At 62.1% G+C, this 25643-nt stretch carries 25 protein-coding genes and 1 tRNA gene; 5 read left to right on the forward strand and 21 right to left on the reverse strand.

Annotation, left to right across the window (positions count from 1 at the left end; all coding sequences use genetic code 11):
- The first annotated feature begins 108 nt into the window (after positions 1–108).
- From htpX to IFT76_RS05360, 3 genes are all read left to right on the forward strand, one after another.
- The gene (gene htpX / locus IFT76_RS05350) at positions 109–996 is read left to right on the forward strand and encodes a protease HtpX (RefSeq protein ID WP_043187206.1); all 888 of its coding nucleotides are present in this window, start codon (positions 109–111) and stop codon (positions 994–996) included.
- Positions 997–1110: 114 nt separating this feature from the next.
- The gene (locus IFT76_RS05355) at positions 1111–5403 is read left to right on the forward strand and encodes a DEAD/DEAH box helicase (protein WP_192057583.1); all 4293 of its coding nucleotides are present in this window, start codon (positions 1111–1113) and stop codon (positions 5401–5403) included.
- 251 nt (positions 5404–5654) lie between these two features.
- Complete coding sequence (locus IFT76_RS05360) at positions 5655–6830, forward strand: OpgC family protein (protein ID WP_122479303.1); 1176 nt, start codon at positions 5655–5657, stop codon at positions 6828–6830.
- Here IFT76_RS05360 and nadA read toward each other — a convergent pair whose 3' ends face one another.
- The 19 genes from nadA to IFT76_RS05455 all read right to left on the reverse strand — a co-directional run bounded on the left by nadA (position 6831) and on the right by IFT76_RS05455 (position 21854).
- Entirely contained in the window at positions 6831–7889 is a 1059-nt protein-coding gene (gene nadA, locus IFT76_RS05365) for a quinolinate synthase NadA (protein WP_122479304.1), read from the reverse strand.
- Between the two features lie 216 nt (positions 7890–8105).
- Positions 8106–8181 (reverse strand) — tRNA-Lys (locus tag IFT76_RS05370).
- Between the two features lie 60 nt (positions 8182–8241).
- Complete coding sequence (gene queC / locus IFT76_RS05375) at positions 8242–8928, reverse strand: 7-cyano-7-deazaguanine synthase QueC (protein ID WP_185793942.1); 687 nt, start codon at positions 8926–8928, stop codon at positions 8242–8244.
- 1 nt (position 8929) lies between these two features.
- Complete coding sequence (gene queE / locus IFT76_RS05380) at positions 8930–9577, reverse strand: 7-carboxy-7-deazaguanine synthase QueE (protein WP_122479306.1); 648 nt, start codon at positions 9575–9577, stop codon at positions 8930–8932.
- 162 nt (positions 9578–9739) lie between these two features.
- Positions 9740–10576, reverse strand: a complete 837-nt coding sequence (ybgF, locus tag IFT76_RS05385; RefSeq protein ID WP_185793943.1) for a tol-pal system protein YbgF — start codon at positions 10574–10576, stop codon at positions 9740–9742.
- Between the two features lie 6 nt (positions 10577–10582).
- Positions 10583–11086 carry a peptidoglycan-associated lipoprotein Pal gene (gene pal, locus IFT76_RS05390; RefSeq protein WP_043187198.1) on the reverse strand — a complete coding sequence of 168 codons (504 nt, stop codon included), beginning with the start codon at positions 11084–11086 and terminating at the stop codon, positions 10583–10585.
- Between the two features lie 52 nt (positions 11087–11138).
- Positions 11139–12443: a Tol-Pal system beta propeller repeat protein TolB gene (gene tolB, locus IFT76_RS05395; RefSeq protein ID WP_122479308.1), complete on the reverse strand. Its 1305-nt coding sequence runs from the start codon at positions 12441–12443 to the stop codon at positions 11139–11141.
- A complete protein-coding gene (gene tolA / locus IFT76_RS05400) occupies positions 12440–13537 on the reverse strand; it encodes a cell envelope integrity protein TolA (RefSeq protein ID WP_446730837.1) in 1098 nt (365 codons plus the stop codon). Before tolA ends, tolB begins: the two co-directional genes overlap by 4 nt.
- Entirely contained in the window at positions 13537–13992 is a 456-nt protein-coding gene (tolR, locus tag IFT76_RS05405; protein ID WP_122479310.1) for a protein TolR, read from the reverse strand. Before tolR ends, tolA begins: the two co-directional genes overlap by 1 nt.
- A 14-nt stretch (positions 13993–14006) precedes the next feature.
- A complete protein-coding gene (tolQ, locus tag IFT76_RS05410; RefSeq protein ID WP_122479311.1) occupies positions 14007–14702 on the reverse strand; it encodes a protein TolQ in 696 nt (231 codons plus the stop codon).
- Positions 14703–14704: 2 nt separating this feature from the next.
- Positions 14705–15160 carry a tol-pal system-associated acyl-CoA thioesterase gene (ybgC, locus tag IFT76_RS05415; protein ID WP_192057584.1) on the reverse strand — a complete coding sequence of 152 codons (456 nt, stop codon included), beginning with the start codon at positions 15158–15160 and terminating at the stop codon, positions 14705–14707.
- Between the two features lie 140 nt (positions 15161–15300).
- Positions 15301–16356, reverse strand: a complete 1056-nt coding sequence (gene ruvB / locus IFT76_RS05420) for a Holliday junction branch migration DNA helicase RuvB (RefSeq protein WP_122479313.1) — start codon at positions 16354–16356, stop codon at positions 15301–15303.
- On the reverse strand, positions 16357–16965 hold the full coding sequence (ruvA, locus tag IFT76_RS05425) for a Holliday junction branch migration protein RuvA (protein WP_122479314.1): 609 nt from the start codon (positions 16963–16965) through the stop codon (positions 16357–16359).
- Positions 16966–17082: 117 nt separating this feature from the next.
- Positions 17083–17607: a crossover junction endodeoxyribonuclease RuvC gene (gene ruvC, locus IFT76_RS05430; protein WP_122479315.1), complete on the reverse strand. Its 525-nt coding sequence runs from the start codon at positions 17605–17607 to the stop codon at positions 17083–17085.
- A gap of 160 nt (positions 17608–17767) precedes the next feature.
- On the reverse strand, positions 17768–18514 hold the full coding sequence (locus tag IFT76_RS05435) for a YebC/PmpR family DNA-binding transcriptional regulator (protein ID WP_122479316.1): 747 nt from the start codon (positions 18512–18514) through the stop codon (positions 17768–17770).
- Between the two features lie 105 nt (positions 18515–18619).
- On the reverse strand, positions 18620–20395 hold the full coding sequence (gene aspS, locus IFT76_RS05440; RefSeq protein WP_122479317.1) for an aspartate--tRNA ligase: 1776 nt from the start codon (positions 20393–20395) through the stop codon (positions 18620–18622).
- A 101-nt stretch (positions 20396–20496) separates the two neighbouring features.
- Entirely contained in the window at positions 20497–20718 is a 222-nt protein-coding gene (locus IFT76_RS05445; protein ID WP_122479318.1) for an FmdB family zinc ribbon protein, read from the reverse strand.
- A 60-nt stretch (positions 20719–20778) separates the two neighbouring features.
- A complete protein-coding gene (locus IFT76_RS05450; protein ID WP_122479717.1) occupies positions 20779–21066 on the reverse strand; it encodes a ribbon-helix-helix domain-containing protein in 288 nt (95 codons plus the stop codon).
- Between the two features lie 317 nt (positions 21067–21383).
- Positions 21384–21854, reverse strand: a complete 471-nt coding sequence (locus IFT76_RS05455) for a Dps family protein (RefSeq protein WP_090356750.1) — start codon at positions 21852–21854, stop codon at positions 21384–21386.
- A gap of 314 nt (positions 21855–22168) precedes the next feature.
- On the opposite strand from IFT76_RS05455, the gene IFT76_RS20890 reads away from it, so the two are divergent.
- The gene (locus tag IFT76_RS20890; RefSeq protein WP_049861522.1) at positions 22169–22759 is read left to right on the forward strand and encodes a cold-shock protein; all 591 of its coding nucleotides are present in this window, start codon (positions 22169–22171) and stop codon (positions 22757–22759) included.
- A 63-nt stretch (positions 22760–22822) separates the two neighbouring features.
- On the opposite strand, the gene IFT76_RS05465 is transcribed toward IFT76_RS20890, so the two are convergent.
- Together IFT76_RS05465 and IFT76_RS05470 are read right to left on the reverse strand one after the other, a co-directional pair.
- Positions 22823–23029: a SlyX family protein gene (locus IFT76_RS05465; protein ID WP_049861523.1), complete on the reverse strand. Its 207-nt coding sequence runs from the start codon at positions 23027–23029 to the stop codon at positions 22823–22825.
- On the reverse strand, positions 23026–23457 hold the full coding sequence (locus tag IFT76_RS05470; protein WP_192053959.1) for an HIT domain-containing protein: 432 nt from the start codon (positions 23455–23457) through the stop codon (positions 23026–23028). The genes IFT76_RS05465 and IFT76_RS05470 overlap by 4 nt, the downstream gene beginning before the upstream one ends.
- Positions 23458–24297: 840 nt before the next feature.
- Between IFT76_RS05470 and IFT76_RS05475 the strand changes: the two genes are divergently transcribed.
- Positions 24298–25569: an OprD family porin gene (locus tag IFT76_RS05475; RefSeq protein WP_122479320.1), complete on the forward strand. Its 1272-nt coding sequence runs from the start codon at positions 24298–24300 to the stop codon at positions 25567–25569.
- The last annotated feature ends 74 nt before the right edge of the window (positions 25570–25643 follow it).

Genomic DNA, 25643 nt, shown 5'->3' on the forward strand with positions numbered 1-25643 from the left:
CCGTGCGCATATACACAGTTTGAAATAGTCCCCCGGTTGAATCGACCGGGCTCGGGCCTTATATAGCGCATACGCAACACTTCTATCCGTCAGGAGAACGTTACAACCATGATGCGCATCTTGCTGTTTCTGGCCACTAACCTTGCGGTTGTGCTGATTGCCAGCATTACCCTGAGCCTGTTTGGCTTCAATGGGTTCATGGCGGCCAACGGGGTGGATCTGAACCTCAATCAGCTGCTGATCTTCTGCGCCGTGTTCGGCTTCGCCGGTTCGCTGTTCTCGCTGTTCATCTCCAAGTGGATGGCGAAGATGAGCACCGGCACGCAGATCATCACCCAACCGCGCACCCGTCACGAACAATGGCTGCTGCAGACCGTCGAGGAGCTGTCGCGCGAGGCAGGCATCAAGATGCCCGAAGTCGGCATCTTCCCGGCCTACGAGGCCAACGCCTTCGCCACCGGATGGAACAAGAACGACGCCCTGGTGGCCGTCAGCCAGGGCCTGCTCGAGCGCTTCTCGCCCGATGAGGTCAAGGCGGTGCTGGCTCACGAGATCGGCCACGTGGCCAACGGCGACATGGTCACCCTGGCGCTGGTGCAGGGCGTGGTGAACACCTTCGTGATGTTCTTCGCACGAATCATCGGCAACTTCGTCGACAAGGTGATCTTCAAGAACGAGCAAGGCCAGGGCATCGCCTACTACATCGCGACCATCGTCGCCGAACTGGTGCTGGGTATCCTGGCCAGCGTCATCGTCATGTGGTTCTCGCGCCGCCGTGAGTTCCGCGCCGACGAAGCCGGTGCCCGGCTGGCCGGCACCAACGCGATGATCGGTGCGCTGCAGCGCCTGCGCTCCGAGCAAGGCGTTCCCGTGCAGATGCCCGACTCGCTGAACGCCTTCGGCATCAATGGTGGCCTCAAGCATGGCCTGGCCGGCCTGCTCATGACCCACCCGCCGCTGGAAGACCGTATCGAAGCGCTGCGCCGTCGCGGTTGAATGCAACAGGCTTGATCGAGGGCGACGCGAGTCGCCCTTTTTTGTGGGTAGCGGCAATGCACTTTCGGCCCCATGCCGGTTGCAACTTCGCTACACGTTCCCCATCAATAGATCATGAACCTACCTGCACAGCTCGATTCGGCACTGGCCAACTTCCATCCGGCGGTAAGCGCCTGGTTCCGCCGGCAATTTGCTGCCGTCACTCCCGCCCAGGCCCAGGCCTGGCCGTTGATCCAGCAGGGCCACTCGACCCTGATAGCCGCACCCACCGGCTCGGGCAAGACCCTGACGGCCTTCCTGGCCGTTCTCGACGAGTTGGTGCAGCTGGGCCTCGCGCAAGGAGGCGAGCTGCCGCGACGCACCCTGGTGCTGTACGTCTCACCGCTCAAGGCCTTGTCCAACGACATCCAGCTGAATCTGCAACGTCCACTGCAGGGTATTGCCGAGCAATTGGCCGGCATGAACCTGCCTGCGCTGACCCCCATCGCCGGGGTACGTACCGGCGATACGCCGCAGAAAGAGCGGGCCGCCATGCGCCGGCACCCTCCGCACATCCTGGTTACCACGCCCGAATCGCTCTATGTCCTGCTCGGATCCGACTCCGGCCGCCGCATGCTCGCGGATGTCGGCACGGTGATCGTCGATGAGATCCATGCAGTGGCCGGCAGCAAGCGCGGCAGCCATCTGGCCTTGAGCCTGGAGCGTCTGCAGGCACTGTGCAGCAAGCCGCTGCGACGTATCGGCCTGTCCGCCACGCAAAAGCCGATCGCTCAGGTGGCGCAGTTCCTGGTCGGTGCGCAGCGGATGTGTTCGATCGTCGACATCGGTCACGCCCGCCCCCGCGACCTGGCCATCGAAGTGCCCGCGGTGCCGCTGGCGGCGGTCATGCCCAATGACGTCTGGGAGTTGGTCTACAACCGCCTGGCCGAGCTTGCCCAGGCGCACCGGACCACCCTGGTGTTCGTCAATACCCGGCGCCTGGCCGAGCGTCTGGCGCGCCATCTGAGCGAGCGGCTCGGGCGCGAGCAAGTGGCGGCCCACCATGGCAGCCTGGCGAAGGAGCAGCGTCTGGATGCCGAACAACGGCTCAAGCGTGGCGACCTGCAGGTGCTGGTCGCCACGGCCTCGCTGGAGCTGGGCATCGACATCGGTGACGTGGACCTGGTCTGCCAGATCGGCTCGCCCGGCTCCATTTCAGCGTTTCTACAACGGGTGGGCCGTTCCGGCCACCACGTCGGCGGTATTCCCAAGGGCCGCCTGTTTGCAATTTCTCGGGATGACCTGATCGAATGCGTAGCGTTGCTGGACTGCGTGCGGCGCGGCGAACTGGACATCCTGCGCATTCCCCAGGCGCCGCTGGACGTACTGGCCCAGCAGATCATCGCCGAGGTCAGCTGCCAGGAATGGCCGGAGCAGGCGTTGCTGCAGATGTTCCGTCAGGCAACGCCCTATGCGGCCTTGGACGATACGCGCTATGAAGCGTTGCTGCGCATGTTGGCCGAAGGTTACAGCGGGCGTCAGGGCGTGCGCGCCGCCTATCTGCACCGTGATGCAGTCACCCAGAGCCTGCGCGGCCGGCGCGGCAGCAAGTTGACTGCGGTCACCAGCGGAGGCGCCATAGCCGACAACGCCGACTATGCGGTGCTGCTGGAGCCCCAGGCGTTGAGCATCGGCAGCGTCAACGAGGATTTTGCCGTGGAAAGCCTCGCTGGCGACATCTTCCAGCTGGGCAATCGCTCCTACCGCATCCTGCGCATCGAAGGCGGCAAGGTACGGGTCGAAGATGCCCACGGTCAGGCGCCGAACATCCCCTTCTGGCTCGGCGAAATACCCGGACGCAGCGCCGAGCTGTCAGCGGGCGTGGCGCGCCTGCAGGCCTCGATAGACCAACGCCTGGCGCTCAGTGACGGGCTACCCGAGCCCGTGCTGCCGTGGCTGCAGGACGCGCTCGACCTGGCCCAGGACAGCGCTGGGCAATTGCTCGATTATCTCTCCCGTACGCGCGAGGCGCTTGGCGCGCTGCCGTCCCAGGACACGCTGATCATGGAGCGTTTCTTCGATGCCTCGGGTGCCACGCAGCTGGTCATCCACACGCCATTCGGCAGCCGCATCAACCGGGCCTGGGGCCTGGCCCTGCGCAAGCGGTTCTGTCGCACGTTCAATTTCGAGCTGCAAGCGGCAGCCAGCGAAGATGCCATCGTGCTGTCGCTGTCAACCAGCCACAGCTTCGCCTTGGAGGACGTCTGGCACTACCTGCACAGCAACAGCGCCGAGTCGATATTGACCCAGGCGCTGCTCGACGCTCCGCTGTTCGGCGTGCGCTGGCGCTGGAACGCCGCTACGGCCCTGGCCCTGCCCCGCTACAGTGGCGGACGCAAGGTGGCCCCGCAGCTCCAGCGAATGAAAAGCGAGGACCTGATCGCCACGGTATTCCCCGACCAGATCGCCTGCCTGGAGAACATCGTCGGCGAACGGGAGATTCCCGACCACCCGCTGGTCGCGCAAACCCTCGACGACTGCCTGCACGACGCCATGGACAGCGAGGGCTGGCTGGCCCTGCTGCGGCGCATCGAAACCGGTCGGATCAGCCTCATCCAGCGTGATCTGCCCCGCCCTTCGCCACTGGCGGCAGCGATCCTCAATGCCAGGCCGTATGCGTTTCTCGACGACGCTCCGCTGGAAGAGCGACGTACCCAGGCGGTGCTCAACCGGCGCTGGGACGAACCGCGCACAGCGGACGACATGGGCGAACTGGACAAGGATGCCATCGCGGCAGTGGCCGCCGAAGCATGGCCCTCCCCTGTCAGCAATGACGAGATGCACGAGGCGTTGATGAGCCTGGGCGCATTGGCCGAACGCGAGGTTGGGGCCAGCGAGCTACCGCTGTTGAAGGCCCTGGGCGGTACAGGTCGCGCGGCACGCCTGACCCTGGGCGACGGCAGCCACCTGTGGCTGGCCCTGGAACGGGTGGCCTGCCTGCAGGCCATCTATGGGGGTATCGAGCTGTCGCCAGCATTGCGGATGCCCGCGCACTTGGCGCAGACGTGGACGAAGCAGGAAGCGACAGTGGAACTGATCCGCGCTCGCTTGAGCGGGTTCGGCCCGCAGCGGCTGGGTGAAATCGCCGCCCCGCTGAACCTGCATCCCGCGCTCGTCGAACAAGCCCTACTTGTGTTGGAAAACCAGGGCTACGTCATGCGTGGCCGGTTTATCGCACACATCGAGGAAACCCAGTGGTGCGAACGGCACCTGCTGGCGCGCATCCACCGCTACACGGTGAAGCGTCTGCGCCGCGAGATCGAACCGGTCAGCCTGCAAGTGTTCATGCGCTTCCTCCTCGACTGGCAGTGCCTCGCGCCCGGTACGCGCCTGCAAGGCGAAGCGGCAATGAGCCGCTTGCTCGACCAGCTCGAAGGCTACAGCGCGCCGGCCAGCGCCTGGGAGAACGACCTGCTGCCGGCTCGACTGCGCGGATACGATCCGTCGTGGCTGGACCGCGCCAGCCGCAGCGGCAAGACGGTCTGGGCGCGGCTGGCCAGCAGTGGCAAGGGTGCGACCCTGCGCAACACGCCGATCGTGCTGCTGCCGCGCGCGCGCCTGCCTTTGTGGCGCAGCCTGGCTGCGGCAGTGCAGCCGCAGGAACTGTCCATGCGTGCGCAGAAGCTGGAGCAGACCCTGGCCGCGCAAGGCGCCATGTTTTTCGACGACTTGGTCCACCAGACACGCCTGCTGCGCACCGAAGCCGAGAACGCCCTGCAGGAGCTGGTCGCCGCGGGTCGCGTGAATGCCGACAGTTTCGCCGGCCTGCGCGCGCTGATCACCCCGGCCGGCAAACGTCAGGCGCGCAGCAGTCGCCGCGGTCGTGGCGCGTTCATCGGTGGCATGGACGATGCCGGCCGCTGGGCTCTGCTGCAGGCGCCCGGTTGCGCGCCCGATGAAGCCGTGGAACAGGTCGCACTGGTGCTGCTGCGCCGCTACGGCGTGGTGTTCTGGCGCCTGCTGCAACGCGAAGCCGACTGGCTGCCCAGCTGGCGCGACCTGTTGCGCGCGCTGCAGCGCCTGGAGGCACGTGGGCAGATCCGCGGGGGGCGTTTCATCGATGGTTTGTCCGGTGAGCAGTTCGCACTGCCCGAGGCCATCCCAGCCCTGCGCGAGGTGCGCAAGCGACCGGTCGATGGCACCATGGTGTCGATCACGGCCAGCGACCCGTTGAACCTGGTCGGTACCCTGCTGCCACTGCCCGGAGCCGACCCCCTGCAGATCCAGAAAAGTGTGCCGGCGCTGCCGGGCAACCGCGTGCTGTACCGCGACGGGCTGCCCGTGGCGGCGTTGATTGCAGGCAAACCGGTGTACTGGAGCGAAGAGACCGCGGAAGTGCGCCGGCAACTGATCCACCCATCCCTGTAGCAGCGGCGCAAGCCGCGTCATGGGTGCGCACGGTGAGCCTGAAAGCGGTGAGGCCGGACACAGCTTGCGCCGCGACCACAAGGGCTGCGTCAACTCAGCCTTGTGACATTCTGTAATAGCCAAACTTTTGCAATTCGTTGCGAAACCGGCCAACCTCCGCGCCGCTGATCGAGAATGGCCGCCGATACGGAACCGTAATGCCCGGTGCCCAATCCCTACTACATCCTTCCTATTCGCAAGAGCCTGTCGCCATGACTAACGATCGAGACCATCGGATCGATTTCTATCGAGGTTTGGCGTTGATCTTCATTTTCTGGGATCACATACCGCAAAACCCACTGGCCAGCTTCACGCTGCGCAACTTCGGCTTCAGCGATGCGGCGGAGGTGTTCGTGTTTCTCGCCGGCTACGCAGCCGTGCTGGCCTACGGCAAGATCGCCCTGCGCGACGGCTACCTGGTCGCCACGGTGCGCATACTGCGCCGCGCCTGGGTGTTGTACGTGGTGCACATCTTCCTCCTGGCGGTGCTGATGGGCATCATCTTCGTTGCCAACAATCACGTCGAAACGCGCGACATGATCCAGGAAATGAACCTCACCTATTTCGTCTCCAACCCGCAACAGGCCATGGTCGACGAACTGCTGCTGCGCTTCAAACCCAACCTGATGGACCCTTTGCCGCTGTACATCGTGTTGCTGCTCGGCCTGCCGATCGTCCTGCCACTGCTGATCAAGCGGCCAGCGCAGGCCATCGGCTTGTCGCTGGTGTTGTACCTGGCAGTGCAATGGCTGGGCTGGAACATCCCGGCGCACGACAACGGCCTGTGGTATTTCAACCCCTTGGCCTGGCAAGTGCTGTTCGTACTGGGTGGCGCCACGGCGCTGCATGCGGCACGCGCGCCAGTCGCGGTGGCACGCCCGTTGGGCCGCCAGCCGCTGTTTCTCGCGTGCGCCACACTGGTGACATTCAGCGCGCTGGTCGCCCTGGGCTGGCGCTGGCCGGTGCTGCACGAGGCGCTGGTGCCTGGCTGGTTTGGCGAACTGCTCTATCCCATCGACAAGACCAACCTCTCGCCGTCACGCCTTTTGCACTTCGTGGCCCTGGCCTACTGCGTGGCCAAGCTGATACCCCAGGGCGAGTGGGTGAATCATCTGCTGGCACGCAAGGTTGCGCTGATGGGACGTTATTCGCTCGAGGTCTTCTGCCTCAGCGTGGTGCTGGCACCGTTGGCCGACATGGCCAATGCCCTGGCCGACGACCAGCTAACGATGCAGATCGCAAGTGCGCTGGTGGGCGCGGGCCTGATGCTGGCCCTGGCCGAATGGCTGGAACTGAACAAACGACTGGGCCGTCCGCGGCCAGAGTTGCCGAAGCTTGATCTGGCGAAGTCCGAACGGCCTGTGGTCGCGCTGGGCAAAAGCCTCTGATCAGGCGTTACCGGCCAGCTTCAGGCGCGCGGCCTGGGTGAAGTCCAGCATGCGCTTGAGCGGCCGAATGGCCTGGGGAATCAGCGCCGCGTCCACGGTGATTTCGTTGCTGCCCGCGCGCAGGCATTCCAGCATGCGCTGCAGGGTGTTCATGGCCATCCACGGGCAATGCGCACAACTGCGACAGGCGGCACCGTTGCCGGCCGTAGGGGCCTCGATCAAGGTCTTGCCGGGAACTGCCTGCTGCATCTTGTAGAAGATACCGCGGTCGGTAGCCACGATCAGGGTCTGCTGCGGCAGTGTTCGGGCGGCGGCAATCAATTGGCTGGTCGAACCCACGGCGTCCGCCAGAGCGATCACTTCGGCCGGCGACTCGGGATGCACCAGAATCGCGGCGTCGGGGTACAACGCCCGCATGTCGGCCAACTGCCGTGCCTTGAACTCCTCGTGGACGATGCAGGCACCGTCCCACATCAACATGTCCGCGCCGGTGTGGGTCTGGATATAGTTGCCCAAGTGCTTGTCGGGCGCCCAGATAATCTTCTCGCCGTTGTCCATCAGGCTCTCGACGATCTCCAGCGCGCAACTCGACGTCACGACCCAATCAGCACGGGCTTTCACCGCAGCCGAAGTATTGGCGTAAACCACCACGGTGCGTTCGGGATGCTGGTCGCAGAAGGCCGAGAACGCGTCCACCGGGCAACCCAGGTCCAGCGAACAGGTCGCCTCCAGGGTGGGCATCAGCACACGCTTTTCCGGATTGAGAATCTTCGCCGTTTCGCCCATGAACCTGACACCTGCCACCAACACCGTTCGGGCCGGATGCTGATTGCCAAAGCGCGCCATCTCCAGCGAGTCGGAGACGCAGCCACCGGTTTCCTCGGCCAATGCCTGGATCACGGGATCGCAGTAGTAATGGGCAACCAGAACCGCATCCTGAGCCTTGAGCTCGGCGGCGATGGCAGCACGATAGTCGGCTTCCTGTTCCGGTGTCAGAGGCCGGGGCTGCTTGGCATCCAGGTGAGCCTGGACCAGAAGGCGTTCGGATATCTGCGTCATGGGGCAAGACCTGCGGGCGCTGATGCGCGAGAGTCGAGTATAGGCCGGGCCGACAAGGCCTGGGAGTATATGCCCTGGCTTTCGTGAGGCTTTTGAGGGCTGGCGCAGGCTACAGAGAAACCAGCCGTTAGCAAAGCCTTATAGACGTGGCAGGCACCAGCGCCGAATCACGGGCATAAAAAAACCCGCAGCCTTTGCAAGCTGCGGGTTTCGAAATGGTGGGTCGTGTGGGATTCGAACCTACGACCAATTGGTTAAAAGCCAACTGCTCTACCAACTGAGCTAACGACCCGTTTCGTGGGGCGTATAATACCGAATTCTTTCGGTAATTCAACACCCTACAGAAAATAAATCAAAAATAGCGTGTCGGATCGCTCACACCTGCCGCAGCGAAGCCCTCGGCACGCAGGCGGCAGCTGTCGCACTTGCCACAGGCCTGGCCCTGATCATCGGCCTGGTAGCACGACACTGTCAGGCCATAGTCCACACCCAGCGCCACGCCTGCCTTGACGATGTCAGCCTTGCTCATGTTCTGCAGCGGTGCCTGTATGGTGAAGCCATTGCCTTCCACTCCCGCCTTGGTGGCCAGGTTGGCCAGACGCTCGAAAGCCTCGATGAACTCGGGTCGACAATCCGGATAGCCCGAATAGTCCACCGCATTGACGCCAATGAAGATGTCGCGCGCTTCGAGCACCTCGGCCCAACCTAGCGCCAATGACAGAAACACCGTGTTGCGGGCCGGAACGTAGGTGACCGGGATGCCCTCACCCAAGGTCTCCGGCACATCGATCGAGGTGTCGGTCAGTGCCGAGCCGCCCATGCCATCCAGGTCGAGCCCGATGACCTTGTGCTGTATCACGCCCAGGTCCCGAGCCACACGTGCCGCGGCATCGAGTTCGGCCCGATGGCGCTGGCCATAGTCGAAGCTCATGGTATAGCAGGCGTAGCCTTGGGCCTTGGCCATCGCCACGACAGTGGCGGAATCCAGGCCGCCGGAAAGCAGAATGACTGCCTTTTTCTCGTGTTGGGTATGGTTCATCTCAGCGCCCCGGCTCGTCGTTCCAAAGAAGTTTGTGCAGCTGCATCTGCAGGCGCACCGGCAGGTTGTCGGCCACGATCCAGTCGGCCAGATCGGTAGCGCGCAGTTGATCCTTGCTCGGCGAGAACAGCACTTCGCCGGCACGACCGTCCAGCCCGTACTGAATCAGCTTGGACACGGCCCAGTCATAGTCTTCGCGCGAGCACAGGACGAACTTGACCTGGTCGTTGCGGGTCAGCAGCTCGATGTTCTCGTAACGGTTGCGATGGACTTCGAGAGAACCCGGTGTCTTCAAGTCGAGCACGCGACTGACCCGAGTATCGACTGCGCTGATGTCGAGTGCGCCGCTGGTTTCCACGGAAACTTCATAGCCGGCATCGCAGAGCCGCTGCATCAACGGGATGGCATTGGGCTGAGCCAACGGCTCGCCTCCGGTAACGCATACATAGCGAGGCTTGTAGCTGGCCACCTGTTCCATGAGCGAATCGAGCGTGCGCTGGGTTCCCCCACTGAACGCGTAGGCGCTGTCGCAATATTGGCAGCGCAAGGGGCAACCGGTCAGGCGTACGAAAACCGTGGGCAAGCCGGCGGTCCGCGTCTCACCCTGCAACGAGTAGAAGACTTCGGTAATACGTAGTGTGTCTTGCATAGGGTCCACGGGCGTGACAGCGAAACAGGCTGACCGCCTCCGTTGGGCACTTCAGGCGGCCCGCGATCGCGCGGCCTCAGGAAGCGTGTTCATAAAATGGCGGCAAATTCTAACGAAAAAACCCGCGACAGGCGCGGGTTTCTTCGAATCACATGGCAGGCTTCACAATCTTTGCAGGTCTTTCTGCGCCAACTGCGCAGCGGACGTGCCCGGATATTGGGTCACAACCTGCTGCAGAATGCCTTTGACTCGGTCGGTATGGCCCAAGCGGCGCTCGACGTCGGCCAGCTTGTAGAGCGAATCCGGCACCTTGTTGTGCTTGGGATAGAGCTGGCTGACCTTGGCGAAAGCCTGGCCTGCGCCCTGCAGGTCACCCTTGGCAAGGTTGACCTCGCCCAGCCAGTATTGGGCATTGCCCGCATACTGGCTGTTCGGGTATTTGCGCAGGAACGCGGCGAAGGCCTGGCTGGCCTTGTCGAAATCCTTGGCCTTGATCAGGTCGAAGGCTGCATCGTAATACAGCTTCTCCTTGGCCGGATCGCCAGGCTCTGCGCCTGCGGACGACTGGCCGGCAGCCGATGAAGCACCAGCGCCGCTAGACGCGCCGCTGGCTGAAGAATTATCCGGTTGGGCACTGGGTGCAGGTGCAACCCCCGAGCCAATCCGACGATCGAGTTCCTGATACCGCTCGAGCCCTTCCTGTTTCAGGCGCTGGATATCGTTCTGCTGGACTTCGACCTGACCTCGCAGGCGTGCGATGTCTTCCTGCATTTGCTGCAGTTGCATGAACAGCTCGCCCTGAGCCGAGACAGGCGCTTGCGCGACTGTCCCGGCCGAGGCGCCGTTCGTACCGTAACCTGAGGGCGGATAGCTGCCACCAACGGCGCCACTGTTACCGTAGCCTCCATTGTTGTTGCTATCGACCACAGGCACCGCGCCCCAAGCCATCACAGGCAGGGCGAAAGCCAGAACAGTTACAGCACGACGGCACGTTCGCATGACGAATTACTTACGCAGTTCGACGCGACGGTTCTGAGCCCACGACTGCTCGTCGTTGCCAGTAGCCACTGGACGCTCTTCACCGTAGGAAACCAGTTCCAGCTGGGCTGGCGAAACGCCTTGCAGTACCAGGTAACGCTGAACGGCCTTGGCACGACGCTCGCCCAGTGCCAGGTTGTACTCGCGAGTACCGCGCTCGTCGGTGTTACCTTCCAGGACGACGCGAGCGCCGTTGGCTTTCAGGTCCTTGGCGTGAACGTCCAGAGCGCGCATGGCTTCTGGCTTCAGGTCCGAGCTGTCGTATTCGAAGTAGAACGTGGTGATAGCGCGCAGAGCAGCTTCTTCGCTCAGGGAACCGTCAACGGCACCGGTGTTTGCGCCGTAACCAGCGTTAGGGTCGACAGCAGCGCCGCCTTGACCGGCATCTTCGCCGCCTTTGGACGAGCAACCTACAGCTACGGACAAGGCCAGGGCCAGCGCAGCGAACTTACCAAACTTCAGCATTTCCATCGTGAAACTCCTAATGAACCCCAATGTGTTAAGTACAACGTATTACGCCGCGTCAGTTCAGGTAAGGGGACCAGGACGGTTCTCTGACTTCGCCTTGAGCGGTAGGAAGCGGGAGCCTCACGCGGCCGTTTAGCGACACGAGCATCAAGACTCCCCGGCCCTGCTGGCGGGTGGCGTAGATTACCATGGTGCCGTTGGGCGCAACAGTAGGCGACTCATCAAGAGTTGAATCTGTGAGGATCTTTACGCTTCCGCGCTCCAGGTCCTGCGCCGCCACCTTGAAATTGGTGAAACCATCTTGCCGATGGATCATTACAAGGGTCTTTTCGTCAGCCGAAAGTTTCGGGTTGGCATTGTAGTTGCCCACGAACGTCACACGCTCGGCATTGGCGCCACCGGATGTGCTGGTCTTGTAGATCTGTGGCTTGCCGCCACGGTCCGACGTGAAGTACAGGGTCGAACCATCCTTGCCCCAGAAGGGTTCGGTGTCGATGGCCGGGCTGTTGGTCACGCGGGTCAGCGCGCGCGAGGCCAGGTTCATCACGTAGATCTCCGGGTTGCCGTCCTTGGACAGCACCAGCGCCAGGCGATTGCCGTCCGGCGAGAACGCCGGGGCACCGTTGAGGCCTTCGAAGTTGGTCAACTGCTCGCGGCGGCCGGTGTCGACGTTCTGCAGGAAGATCCGCGGACGGCGCTGTTCGAACGATACATAGGCAATGTTGCGGCCGTTGGGCGAGTAGCGTGGCGACAGGATCGGCTCGCGCGACTGCAACAGGGTCACCGCACGGGCGCCGTCGTAGTCCGAACGCTGCAGGGTGTAACGGGTGGCATTGGTGCCGGCCCGTTCGGCGGTCACGTAGAGCATGCGCGTGGAGAACGCACCCTTGATCCCGGTCAGCTTCTCGAACGACTGATCGGAGATGAAGTGGGCCATGTCACGCAACTGGTCGGTAGTGCCCGAGACGCTGCCGGTCAACACCTGTTGCTGGGTATTGACGTTAAGCAGCGCGTATTGCACCTGCAAGCGGCCGCCGGCCGGCGTGATGCTGCCGACCATGACGTACTGGGCACCCAGCGCCTGCCAGTCGCGGTAGATGACTTCGCTGGCCTGGGAAGGCTGGCTGATCATGTTCTGCGGTGGAATGGGTGCGTAGTAGCCCGAGTTGCGCAGGTCGTTGCCGACGATCTCGGCAATGTTGTCAGGCAACACGCTGCCGCCCTGGAAACCGAACGGCACGACGGCAATCGGCGTGGCACGGTCGGCACCGCTGGTGACCAGAATGTTCTTTTCGTCCGCAGAGGCCATGCCGGCTGCGCAGCAAAGGACGACGAGCAGTCCTCGAAGAAGGGTAATCACAAGGCAAGATCCTCAGGTGTAAATGTCATCTTGAAGGAACGATAGGGGTTGAAGTCAGCTGGTTTCAAACCCTGCATTTCCGTTAAACGGCCAATGTTCTTGACCGCAGCAACCGCCGAACTGTCGAAGGGACCATCGCCACTGGAGCGTGAGACGCTGACATTGGTGACGGTACCATCGGGCAACATGTTGATCTGCAATACCACGGTCATGTTCTTGCGTGCCGAAGGCGGACGCGCCCACCCTTCGGCTGCTCGCGAGCGGATCAGATCGTCGAAGTTGCCCGCGACCTCATCACCCTGCTCGTCGGCGAGCGCCTGCTGGCGTTCAGGCTTGTCGGAAAGCAGATCGGCCAATGCCTGCGCCTTCTTGTCCTCCGCTGCCTTGCGAGCTGCGTCCTGAGCCTTCTTCTTCGCAGCATCGGCCGCAGCCTTCTTCTTCGCGTCCTCGGCGGCCTTCTTCTTCGCTTCCTCGGCCGCAGTGGCCTTCTTGGCGTCGTCTTCGGCTTTCTTCTTCGCGTCTTCGGCGGCTTTTTTCTTGGCGTCCTCGGCAGCCTTCTTCTTCGCGTCCTCGGCTGCCTCCTTCTTGGCCTCTTCCTGCTCGGCCTTCTTCTTGGCGATATCGGCCAGCTCGCTCTTCTTGGCTTCGGCCGCTTTTTCAGCGGCTTCGGCCTTGGCAGCCTCAGCCTTGGCCGCTGCCGCAGAGGCGGCTTCCGCCTTGGCGGCAGCATCGGACTTCTTGGCTTCGTCGGCCTTCTTCGCCGCTTCGGCCTTTTGAGCGGTTTCCTCTTTCTTTTGTTCCGCGGCCTTGATGGCTTCCTGCTCCAGCTTCTTGGTCTCCATCTGCTCGACTTCGGTCTGCCGCGCAGCAGACTTCTTCGCCTCGCCCGCCAGTTTCTGGTTGGTCTGGGTGGTGGCCTGGCTCTTGGACTTGAGCTGATAGAGCGTAGCCTGCACGATGGGTCGCGCTTCAGGCAGTTCGGGCGTCATGGCGAAACTGACGAACAGCATCCCGAAGATCAGCACGTGCAGGGCTACCGCCCAGACCGTGGGCCAGAAGAAGCTTTCCGAGGCTGAATGCTCTCGCTTTCGCATCAGGGGGCCTCGGTAATCAAGCCAACGTTACCGACACCTGCCTGCTGCAAACCACCCATGGCGCCCATGACAGCACCGTAATCCACGGTCTTGTCACCGCGAATGAAGACCTGGGTCTTCTTGCCGCTGGCATTGCCCTGGTTGATGATCGCGGTGGCGGCCTGGGTCATCTGCGCCAGCGTCATAGCCTTGTCCTGCTGCTTTTCAGTGTCTACTTCCTTGCCGACGTTCCAGTAGTAGGTCTTGTCGGCCTTGATGGAAATGGTGAGCACCTGAGTGTTGTTGTCCTGCGGCAACGCTTCGCTGGAAACCTTGGGCAGATCGACCTTCACACCTTGGTTGATCATCGGAGCGGTGACCATGAAGATGACCAGCAGTACCAACATCACGTCGATGTAGGGCACCACGTTCATCTCGGCGACCGGCTTGCGTTTTGGGCGACGACCTCGAGTCATTGGGTTATCCCTGCTCACTCTTCGCTGGTGTGCACTTTACGGTGCAGGATGGCCTGGAACTCGTCAGCGAACGTGTAGTAGCGGTTGATCAGGGTTTCGCTGCGGGCAGCGAAACGGTTGTAGGCGATGACGGCCGGAATCGCTGCGAACAGGCCGATGGCCGTGGCAATCAGTGCTTCGGCAATACCTGGCGCAACGGTGGCCAGAGTGGCCTGCTGGGCCGAGGCGAGGCCGCGGAACGAGTTCATGATGCCCCATACGGTACCGAACAGGCCCACGTAGGGGCTGGTGGAACCGACGGTTGCCAGGAATGGCAGACCCTGTTCGAGCTTCTCTTCCTCACGGGAAATCGCCACGCGCATGGCACGGCCCACGCCTTCCATCACGGCATCGGGATCGACGCCCTGCTGCTGGCGCAGGCGGGAAAACTCCTTGAAGCCAGCACGGAAAATCTGCTCGACACCCGAATCAGGGTCGGGATTGCTGCCAGCCTGACGGTACAGCTTGGACAGGTCGATCCCCGACCAGAAGCGTTCCTCGAAGCTGTCCAGGGCACGACGACCGGCGCGCAGCATCGAACTGCGCTGAAAGATCATGACCCACGAGGTGACCGAGGCGGCCACCAGAATAAGCATTACCAACTGCACCACGACACTGGCATTGCTGACCAAACTCCACATGGAGGTATGGTCGACGACGTTAGCTTCCACGCTTAATCTCCTGCACTGGATTGTTTGCCCAGGCCGCCTGCGTCGGCAAAGGCCGTACGCAAGGCTGGGGGAATGGCCCGGGGTCTGAAGTTATCGGCGCGCACACAGGCCACCATGAACTGCCCTTCGCAGAGCAGCGTTGTATCTTTCACCCGCCATACCTGCTGTTTGAAACGCAGGCTGGCGCGATTCAATTCGGTTATTTCGGCGGTCACCGCGAGCTCGTCGTCCAACCGCGCCGGCGCATGGTAGCGCGCCTCTGCCGAATGCACGACGAACAGCAGGTTCTCACCTGCCAGCTGCGACTGGACGAAACCCAGCGCACGCAAGCGCTCGGTACGAGCCCGCTCCATGAATTTGAGGTAGTTGACGTAATAGACGACGCCGCCGGCGTCGGTGTCTTCGTAATAGACCCGACACTGATGGGCGAACGCCTGAACCCCGTTTTGCGCGCGCATACTCTAGTGCTTACTCCTCAGGTTGCCAATCCGCCCGGGCAACTGTTTTTTCGTCGCGTGTGCAGGCAAGGGCCATGCAAAAGCCGTGTCAGCCCCTAGGACCACGGAAAGCCGAATTAGGTCGCTGTGCGAGGGGCCTTTCATGCGTCGATTTCTTCGGACATGGCATCGCTGCCCGGCATGTCGCCCAGCCGGTTGGGAATGTTCAGACCGAAATGCAGGTAGGCGTGGCGCGTCACGACCCGGCCGCGCGGGGTGCGCATGATGTAGCCCTGCTGAATGAGGTAAGGCTCCAGGACGTCCTCGATGGTGTGGCGCTCTTCGCTGATGGCTGCGGCGAGGCTGTCGACACCCACCGGCCCACCGTCGAACTTCTCGATCATGGTCAGCAGCAGCCGGCGATCCTGGTGGTCGAAGCCGCGCTCGTCGACGTCGAGCATGTTCAGCGCCAGGTCGGCGATGGGCTTGGTGATGTGCCCCTTGCCACGCACCTGGGCGAAGTCGCGCACGCGGCGCAGCAGGCGATTGGCGATTCGCGGCGTACCGCGGGCGCGGCGGGCGATCTCGAAGGCACCTTCGTCCTCGATCTCCAGGTTGAGGATATTGCCCGATCGACTGACGATGGTTGCAAGGTCCGCGGTGCTGTAGAACTCCAGGCGCTGGACGATACCGAAGCGGTCACGCAGCGGATTGGTCAGCATGCCCGCCCTGGTGGTGGCCCCGACCAGGGTGAACGGCGGCAGATCGAGCTTGATGGAACGTGCCGCGGGACCCTCGCCAATCATGATGTCGAGCTGGAAGTCCTCCATGGCCGGATACAGGACTTCCTCGACGATGGGCGACAGCCGGTGGATCTCGTCGATGAACAGCACATCGTGGGGTTCCAGGTTGGTGAGCAGGGCAGCCAGGTCGCCCGGCCGTTCCAGTACCGGCCCCGACGTGCTCTTGATCGACACGCCCATTTCCTGGGCGATGATATTGGCCAAGGTCGTCTTGCCCAACCCGGGCGGGCCGAAGATCAAGGTGTGATCCAGGGATTCACTGCGCCCGCGCGCAGCCTGGATGAACAGCTCCATCTGCTCGCGCACGGTGGGCTGGCCAATGTAGTCGGCCAGGCTGAGCGGGCGGATGGCCCGATCCTGTACTTCTTCCCGATCGCGGCCGGTGGCGGCGATCAGACGGTCGGCTTCGATCACTTAGATCATTCCCTTCAACGAGCGGCGGATCAATTCTTCGCTGCTCAGCCCCTTGGCGTCGATGGCCGCCACGGCGCGACTGGCCTCCTGGGGCTTGTAGCCCAGGGAGATGAGCGCACTGACGGCATCGGCTTCGGCGCTGTTGACCGGCGCCGGCCCCTGCGGCCCACTGGGCACCAGCTCGAACATGCTCGGCGTGGTCTGCCAGGCCTTGAAGCGATCCTTGAGTTCGACCAGAAGCCGCTCGGCGGTCTTCTTGCCCACGCCGGGTATCTTCACCAGCGCCGAGGTGTCCTGAGCCTGCACGCAGCGCACGAGTTCGTCGACGTCCAACCCCGACATCAGCGCCAGTGCCAGCTTGGGGCCGACGCCGTTGAGGCGGATCAGCTCACGGAACAGCTCGCGCTCGCGCTTTTCATAGAAGCCATAGAGTAACTGAGCGTCTTCACGCACAACCAGGTGGGTGTGCAGGGTCACGCTTTCGCCGACCGGCGGCAGCCGATAGAGCGTGGTCATCGGCACTTCGAGCTCATAGCCCAGCCCGTTGACGTCGAGAATCAGGTGCGGCGGCTGCTTTTCAGCCAAGGTACCGCGCAGGCGTCCAATCACGTATGAATCCTTTGTCGGAAGGCGCAGTCACGCGCTGTTCATGCGGGCCAGTTCAAGGGCCATCATTACAGGACTGAGGTGAGCTGCAAGCAAAAAAGTTTGAAACGATGTAAGCCGCTACAGGCGCAGGCGCCCACCGCGACTGCGGGCGGCGCTCAGGCCGTGGGGCATGAGGCTGGACCGGGTGTGCGCGTGGGTAAGTGCGATGGCCAGGGCATCGGAGGCATCGATCTGGGGTTTCTGGGTCAGCTTGAGCAGGTGCATGACCATCATCTGTACCTGCTCCTTGTTGGCGGCACCGGTGCCGACGATGGCCTGCTTGACCTGGGTGGCACTGTACTCGGCGATCTCCAGCCCCTCCTCCGCCGCTGCGACGATGGCAGCGCCGCGCGCCTGGCCCAGCTTCAGGGCCGAATCGGCGTTGCGCGCCATGAACACCCGCTCGATGCCCATGGTCACCGGACCGTAGGTCTGGATCACCTCACGCACCCCACGAAAAACGATCTGCAGACGATCATGCAGCAGTCCGCCGCCGGTACGAATACAGCCCGAAGCCACGTATTCGCAACCGCGTCCGGTTTCACGCACGACGCCAAACCCGGTGATGCGCGAGCCTGGGTCGATTCCAAGAATTAAAGTCATAAAGCCTGCAGTAGTGAGGAACACGGCTGATGCCTTCGCGGGTAGAACCCGCTCCCACATGGGTGTGCATAGCATGTGGGAGCGCCGCGGGCGGCGAGCCATCTACCGGCCAAGAAGCCGGCACTGGTAAAGCATGGCTTAGATGAAACACACGGGCCGATCAGCCAAGCTGCTCCATCACGGCGTCGGATATCTCGGCGTTGGAATAGACGTTTTGCACATCATCCAGATCTTCGAGCATGTCGATCAGCTTCAGCACCTTCTCGGCACCTTCCGCATCGAGTTCGGCACTGGTCGTCGGCGCCATGACGATCTCCGCTTCATCGGCATTGAAACCGGCCGCCTGCAGCGCATTGCCCACCGAGTAGAAGCTGGCGAACGAGGTGAACACGTCCATCGAGCCGTCGCCATGGGTCACGATGTCGTCGGCATCGGCCTCCATGGCCGCCTCCATCAACGCATCCTCGTCCACGCCCGGGGCGAAGGACAACTGCCCCTTGCGCTCGAACAGATACGCCACCGAACCATCGGTACCCAGATTGCCCCCGCATTTGCTGAACGCATGGCGCACCGCGGCAGCGGTCCGGTTGCGGTTGTCGGTCATGCATTCGACCAGCACGGCAACGCCACCAGGTCCGTAGCCCTCGTAGCTCAGCTCGACCACGTCGTCGCTGCCGGCTGCCCCGGTGCCTCGTGCAATCGCGCGATCGATGATGTCGCGACTCATGTTGGCGCTCAGCGCCTTGTCCAGCGCCAGGCGCAGACGCGGATTGGAACCTGGCTCGCCGCCGCCCTGGCGGGCAGCGACGGTCAGCTCACGAATCCACTTGGTGAAGATCTTGCCCCTCTTGGCATCCTGGCGCTCTTTGCGGTGCTTGATGTTCGCCCACTTGGAATGACCAGCCATAACGCAACTCCAGTTTCTGTGTGTTACCCATACGAACCCTGCCCCTGGCAAGGTTTTTCCACCGCACAACGCAAGGGCGCATCCGAAGATGCGCCCTGTCAGCAGTTACTCGGCCTTGGGCTGTTCGCGCAGGCGAATGTGCAGTTCACGCAGCGCCTTGGCATCGACCACGCCAGGCGCCTGGGTCATGACGTCGGCGGCGCTCTGGGTTTTCGGGAAGGCGATGACTTCACGGATCGACTGCGCACCGGTCATCAGCATGACCAGACGGTCCAGGCCGAAGGCCAGGCCACCATGGGGTGGTGCACCGTATTTCAGCGCGTCGAGCAGGAAGCCGAACTTCTCTTCCTGTTCCGCAGCTTCGATACCGAGCAGGCGGAACACGGCCTGCTGCATGTCCTTGCGGTGGATACGGATCGAACCGCCGCCCAGCTCGGTGCCGTTGAGTACCATGTCATAGGCGCGCGACAGGGCAGTGGCCGGGTTGGCCTCCAGCTCGGCAGGCGTGCACTTGGGCGCGGTGAACGGATGGTGCAGCGCGCTGAAGCTGCCGTCGTCGTTCTCTTCGAACATTGGGAAGTCGACGACCCACATCGGCGCCCATTCGCAGGTCAGCAGGTCGAGATCGTTGCCCAGCTTGATGCGCAGCGCACCCAATGCCTCGCTGACGATCTTGGCCTTGTCGGCGCCGAAGAACACGATGTCGCCATCGACCGCGCCAACGCGATCCAGGATCACGTCGAGGTTGGCTTCAGGGATGTTCTTGACGATCGGCGACTGCAGGCCCTCGACGCCCTTGGCGCGCTCGTTGACCTTGATGTAGGCCAGGCCCTTGGCGCCGTAGATGCCGACGAACTTGGTGTAATCGTCGATCTGCTTGCGCGGCATGCTCGCCCCGCCTGGAACGCGCAGTGCGGCAACGCGGCACTTGGCATCGTTGGCCGGGCCGCTGAAGACCTTGAACTCGACATCCTTGAGCTGATCGGCGACGTCGACCAGCTCCATCGGGTTGCGCAGGTCGGGCTTGTCCGAGCCGTAGCGGCGCATGGCTTCTTCGAAGGTCATGTGCGGGAAATCGCCGAACTCGACGTCCAGCACTTCCTTGAACAGCTTGCGCACCATGGTTTCGGTGATGCCGATGATTTCGCTCTCGTCGAGGAAACTTGTCTCGATGTCGATCTGAGTGAACTCGGGCTGACGATCGGCACGCAGGTCTTCATCGCGGAAGCACTTGGCGATCTGGTAGTAACGATCGAAACCGGCCACCATCAGCAACTGCTTGAACAGCTGAGGCGACTGCGGCAGGGCGAAGAAGCTGCCAGGGTGGGTACGGCTGGGCACCAGGTAGTCGCGAGCGCCTTCAGGCGTGGCACGGGTCAGGATCGGCGTTTCGACGTCGAGGAAGCCGTTTTCGTCGAGGTAGCGGCGAATGCTGGTGGTGATGCGCGAGCGCAGGCGCAGTTTCTCGGCCATCTCGGGACGGCGCAGGTCGATGAAGCGGTAGCGCAGGCGCGTTTCCTCACCCACGTCGGAGTACTCGTTGAGCGGAAACGGCGGGGTTTCCGCTTCGTTCAGCACTTCGAGCTCGTAGCCCAGCACTTCGATGGCGCCAGACGCCATGTTCGGATTGACTGCGCCGGCGGGCCGCGCACGGACCTTGCCGGTGACCTTGACCACGTACTCGCTGCGCACGCGATCGGCGGCGGCGAAGCTGTCGGCGCGATCGGGGTCGAAGACCACCTGGGCCATGCCTTCACGATCCCGAATGTCGAGGAAGATCACCCCGCCATGGTCGCGACGGCGATGGACCCAGCCGCACAGGGTGATTTCCTGACCTTCCAGGGTCTCGTTCAGTTGGCCGCAATAGTGGCTGCGCATCATAGTAGTGGTTTCACTTCTCGTAATTCATGATTCGATGACGGCGTGTAGCTGGACACGCGGCACCCTGGACATAGTGCAGGAGCAGGCCGGGGCCGGGCAATTCACTCGGCCTTGTCGCCGCCTGCCAGATTCTTCTTGTTGCCGGTCTTGAAATCGGTCTCGTACCAGCCGGTGCCGCTGAGGCGGAAGCCCGGCATGGAAAGCACCTTTTTCAGTTGTGGCGCCTGGCAGGCAGGGCAATCGGTCAAAGGCTCGGCGCTGATCTTTTGAATGACTTCCATCTGATGACCGCAGGAAGCACATTGATAGTCGTACATCGGCATGGGTAGTGTCTCGGCAACCAAATGACCGCGGCGCAAGCGGCGCCAGGGCGAAACGCGGGATTATATCCGGTTAATCGACGCTGCGCAGCCGTCCAAGGTAACAGACGACGTTCGATCACGTCCCATCAAGTAGGTGACACAGACTACCCGCACCAGTCCGCTGAAATTCTTGACGCCGCCATGGCGCAGGTGGACTTCGCGGTCGACGTAGGAAAGCAGCGCGTTCACCGTGCATTCATTGGCCAGGGCGATGCGCTCGAGAATCTCCCAGTAGATCCGTTCCAGGCGCAGGCAGGTGGCGAAACCGTTCAAGCGAACCGAACGCGAGACGGGCCTGGCCAGGCCCATGTCGAAGTTGTCCGAGTAGGGATCGACGGCAAGCTTGCTCGATCGGTCGAGCTGGCGCGCCCGGGTGACGATGATGTTCCGTTCCATGGATCAGTGCTTCCTAGATGATCGCCCCTCCAACCCTGGAGGTGTGCTGACGGATCTATGGAAGCGTATCGGCGAACGATGACGACAGGGGAATACGGAAGTGCATACGTACGAAGAGCGGCGTCGTTGGGTAGGAGCGACCCCCCCGTACCCAGGCCGTGGCAGGCGGGAAAAGCTGGATCGACACGGCGGGCGCAGCAGTGCAAAAGGCGCCGCCGTGTCGCCAGGGATCAGCCTTCGAGCAGCGAACGCAACATCCAGGCAGTCTTCTCGTGCACCTGCATGCGCTGGGTCAGCAGGTCGGCCGTCGGCTCGTCGCTGACCTTGTCCAGCAGCGGGAAGATACCGCGGGCCGTGCGGGTGACAGCTTCCTGGCCTTCGACCAGTTGCTTGATCATGTCCTGGGCCGAGGGCACCCCTTCCTCTTCCTTGATCGAAGACAGGCGGGCATAGACCGAATAGGCGCCAGGCGCGGGAAAACCGAGGGCACGGATACGCTCGGCGATGGAGTCCACGGCCAGCGCCAGTTCGGTGTATTGCTCTTCGAACATCAGGTGCAGGGTACGGAAAGCCGGGCCGGTCACGTTCCAGTGGAAGTTGTGCGTTTTGAGGTACAGGACGTAGGTGTCGGAAAGCAGACGGGACAGGCCGTCCACGATCGATTTGCGATCTTCTTCGCTGATGCCGATATCGATTGCCATGTGATGTCCTTGATGACGATGAATGTATACCACCACGGGTGGATGCCCACTTTACCAAGACCCATCGACCCACGCAGCTCCGGCCTCGGGCAAGTTGCGCAGGCTATCCGCCCGACGGCGTCGGGCGGCGCTCTGGCCGATTTGAGAAGGATCGGGCTTTGCTGTTAAATAGACCGCGTGCCGCCGGGGCGATTCATCAAGCCGTGGCGCATAGGCTGATCCCTGCAGATGCTCGGCAATTATTGTCACCCCAACGCTGTGCTTGTTGCGGTATCAGCTCTTCCTGATGCCTGATCTTAGAGTGAGCCAATCAAATGTTGAAAATCGTCCACCTCCTGACGGGCGCAGCGGCCGTGCTGCTGTCGTTCATACCAAGCCTGCGGGCCGATGTAGCGCCTTACCTGCAACAACCCGACGCAATCTACCTGGCGCTGTTCGGTCTGCTCAACCTGCTTTTGGCTCCAGTGATACCGCGCTGGAACAAAGGCCCACGTCATCTGTTGCAAAATCTGGTCAGTGTGCTGCTGGTTGCCTCGGTGATCACCCAGACCCTGACGTTGCTGGTGCCGCTGCCGGCCATCGGCATCCTGCCGGGCCTGTTGTGCGCACTGCTCGCGTGCCTGGCGCACCTGTCGATCAGCTTCTACCGCGCGTCACCGGCACCCAGCGCCGTGCAGTACGACATGACCAACCGCGATACCGGTACGGTGAAGTGGTTCAACACGTCGAAGGGCTTCGGCTTCATTTCCCGCGATTCCGGCGACGACATCTTCGTGCATTTTCGTGCCATTCGTGGCGAAGGCCATCGCGTGCTGGTCGAAGGCCAACGGGTCGAGTTCTCGGTCATGAACCGTGACAAGGGTCTGCAGGCCGAAGACGTGATTGCGGCATCGCCACGTCGCTGACTCCAATGCAGCAATAAAAAAACGCGGGCATTGCCCGCGTTTTTCATTGCCGAAAAAAAGATTTCAGTAATGCGGCGGCGGCGCCTCCTGGGTAGCCGTTTCGAACTGGCCGACCATTTCTTCCTGACGCTTGAGCAGCGCGGCCAACTGCATCTGCAGGCGCTCGATCGCCCGCTGTTGCAGGATCAGTTCGTCGCTGAGCGAAGACAGGGTGTCATCCTGAAAAGCCAGACGTGTCTCCAGCTCCATCACGCGATCTTCCAGACTCATGCCCTGCCCTCCGTGAAAACGAAATCGGTGCCCAGCACGCCTGCCAGCCTTTGGCGAACCGCCACCAATTGCTCGGCGGTGTATGGCATGGACGGCAGCTTGCCCCACACGGGCGCAGGCCAGGCCGCGTCGGCCCGGTAGCGAACGATCACGTGCATGTGCAACTGACTCACGACATTGCCCAGGGTCGCGATGTTGATCTTGTCGGCGCCATAGTGCTGGTGAAGCAACTTTGCCAATGCATTGGTTTCGCTCCACAGCACTTCACGGTCTGCGTCATCGAGTTCGAACACCTCGGTGATCTCCGGGCGTCGCGGCACGAGGATGAACCAGGGATACCTGGCGTCATTACTGAGCAGCAGGCGACAAAGTGCGAAGTCACCGATGACATGAGCGTCTCCGGCAAGTCGGGCATCCAGGCTGAACACGGGCGTTCTCCACAGGAAGGAATGGGGGATCGAGGCATGGCCGCGAATCATCGAATGCCAAGGATAGCGTGCCTGATCGGTTTTTTCCGAACCCACCGGCATCAACTCGACATGCCTGCAACCGGCGCATCTCGCACCGAGTCGTAAGGGAAGCACGGTTTTGGTGCCTTCCGCCCCAGGATCGCCCGCGGCATCAGGGCTTGCCGAACCGCCTTTCGCTGCAGTTCACGCGCTTTATGCAGTACCGCGCGTAACCGCCTGACAAGCGGTCCTTCTTTACGTGGGCACAGCGTTGCCAATTCCTGTCGGTGGTCTAGCCTTGCCATTCAGGACGTCACCTTTCGCACCAAAAAGGTCCACCAGGGAAGGTCTCGGTGCATCAAGGCCTCGCAATCTACCCACTCTTGTCACCCTGCGGTAACGTTTGCGCCGCGAAACAGGATTCACTCGCACAGCGGTATTCGTTGCCGAGGAAAGCAGGAATGGCCCGATGCGCCGGTTTTACGCGGGCTTGGCCGAACCACTGGAAGAAAAGTGAAAAATATGTGAACTGCTGGCACGTTTGTGCACGCTTGTTGCATTCATCCCAGCACGGTCACCGGGGACGTGGGAAGACGAAACCGGAACAAACGGAAACAGTGAATCAATGACGCACGTTAGTGCAGGCACGCAACCCAAGTGTGGTTGTAAGCCTGGACATGCAACAGCGGACTTGAAGTATCGCCAACATGACCGGCGTGGTATACGTTCCGCGCCGTCATAAAAAGAAAGAACTGCCTCAGATAAAAAAACAGGTGAGGCAGTGGTTACTCTTCTTAAAAACCAAAGGAGCAAATCACGATGCGCGTGATGAAGTGGAGCATGATCGCACTGGCTGTAACAGCCGGCACCTCGCAGTTGGCTTTGGCCTCCGCCCAGGACGAGTCCAAGGGTTTCGTGGAAGACAGCACCCTGAACCTCAAGCTGCGTGCCTTGTACATGAACCGTGACTACAAGCACGGCGCAGGCAACCCTACCGCAGGCAGCGACAAGGGCTATCGTGAAGACACTGGCCTTGGCGCCCAGATGTTCTACGAGTCGGGCTTCACCCAAGGCACCATCGGTGCCGGTGTCGATGCAATGGGCTTCGGTTCGGTACGCCTGGACGGCGGTACCGGTCGCCGCAGCAACGGCCTGTTCGCAGCCGACGACGAAGGCAACCTGGAACACAGCCAGACCAAGGGCGGAGCGGCCGTCAAGTTCCGCTTCTCCAACACCGTACTCAAATACGGCCAGCAGATCGTTGCCAGCCCGGTCTTCGCGACCGATGACGGCCGTCTGTTGCCTGAAGTCGCTACCGGCACGTCGATCACCAGCAACGAAATCGACAACCTGACCCTGAACATCGGTCGCTTCACCTCGATGAGCGCGCAGACCGGCATGGGTCACGACTCCCTGGGCCTGAAGTCCGCCGACATCGCCGGCGCCACCTACGCCTTCACCAAGAACTTCACCGGTACGGTCGCTGCGTCCGACGTGGAAGATTACTGGAAGCGTCAGTACGTCAACCTGAACTACACCCTGCCGATCGACGACCTGCAGTCGCTGAACTTCGACTTCAACGCCTATCGCACCAAGAGCCAGGGCGAAGATCTGGGCGGCGACGTCGACAACAAGATCTGGAGCACCGCGGTTGCCTATAGCCTGGGCGCGCACAAGTTCACCCTGGGCTACCAGCGCAGTTCCGGCGACACCGGCTACGCCTACGGCGTGGACGGCGGCGGCACCGTGTTCCTGAACAACTCCGTTCAGTACTCCGACTTCGTCGGCGCCGAAGAGAAATCGTGGCAGGTTCGCTACGACATCAACATGGCAACCTACGGCGTACCTGGCCTGAGCTTCATGACTCGCTACATCACTGGCGACAACATCGAAGCCAGCAACGGTGAAGAAGGCAAAGAGCACGAGTGGGACTTCGAAACCAAGTACGTGGTTCAGCAAGGCCCGATCAAGGACATGTCCTTCCGCCTGCGTAGCGCCATCTACCGCGCCAACAACGCCTACGATGCCGACTACGGTCCGTCGAACAACGACCTGCGCTTCATCGTCGAGTACCCTCTGAGCATCATGTAACAGCCCAGCAGGTCGCTTCACCTCGAAAAGCCCGGCCCTGCCGGGCTTTTCTGCGTCTGGATCGCGGCGCCCGG

The sequence above is a fragment of the Pseudomonas sp. CFBP 13727 genome (assembly GCF_014841915.1).
GTDB classification, from domain to species: Bacteria; Pseudomonadota; Gammaproteobacteria; order Pseudomonadales; family Pseudomonadaceae; genus Aquipseudomonas; species Aquipseudomonas baltica.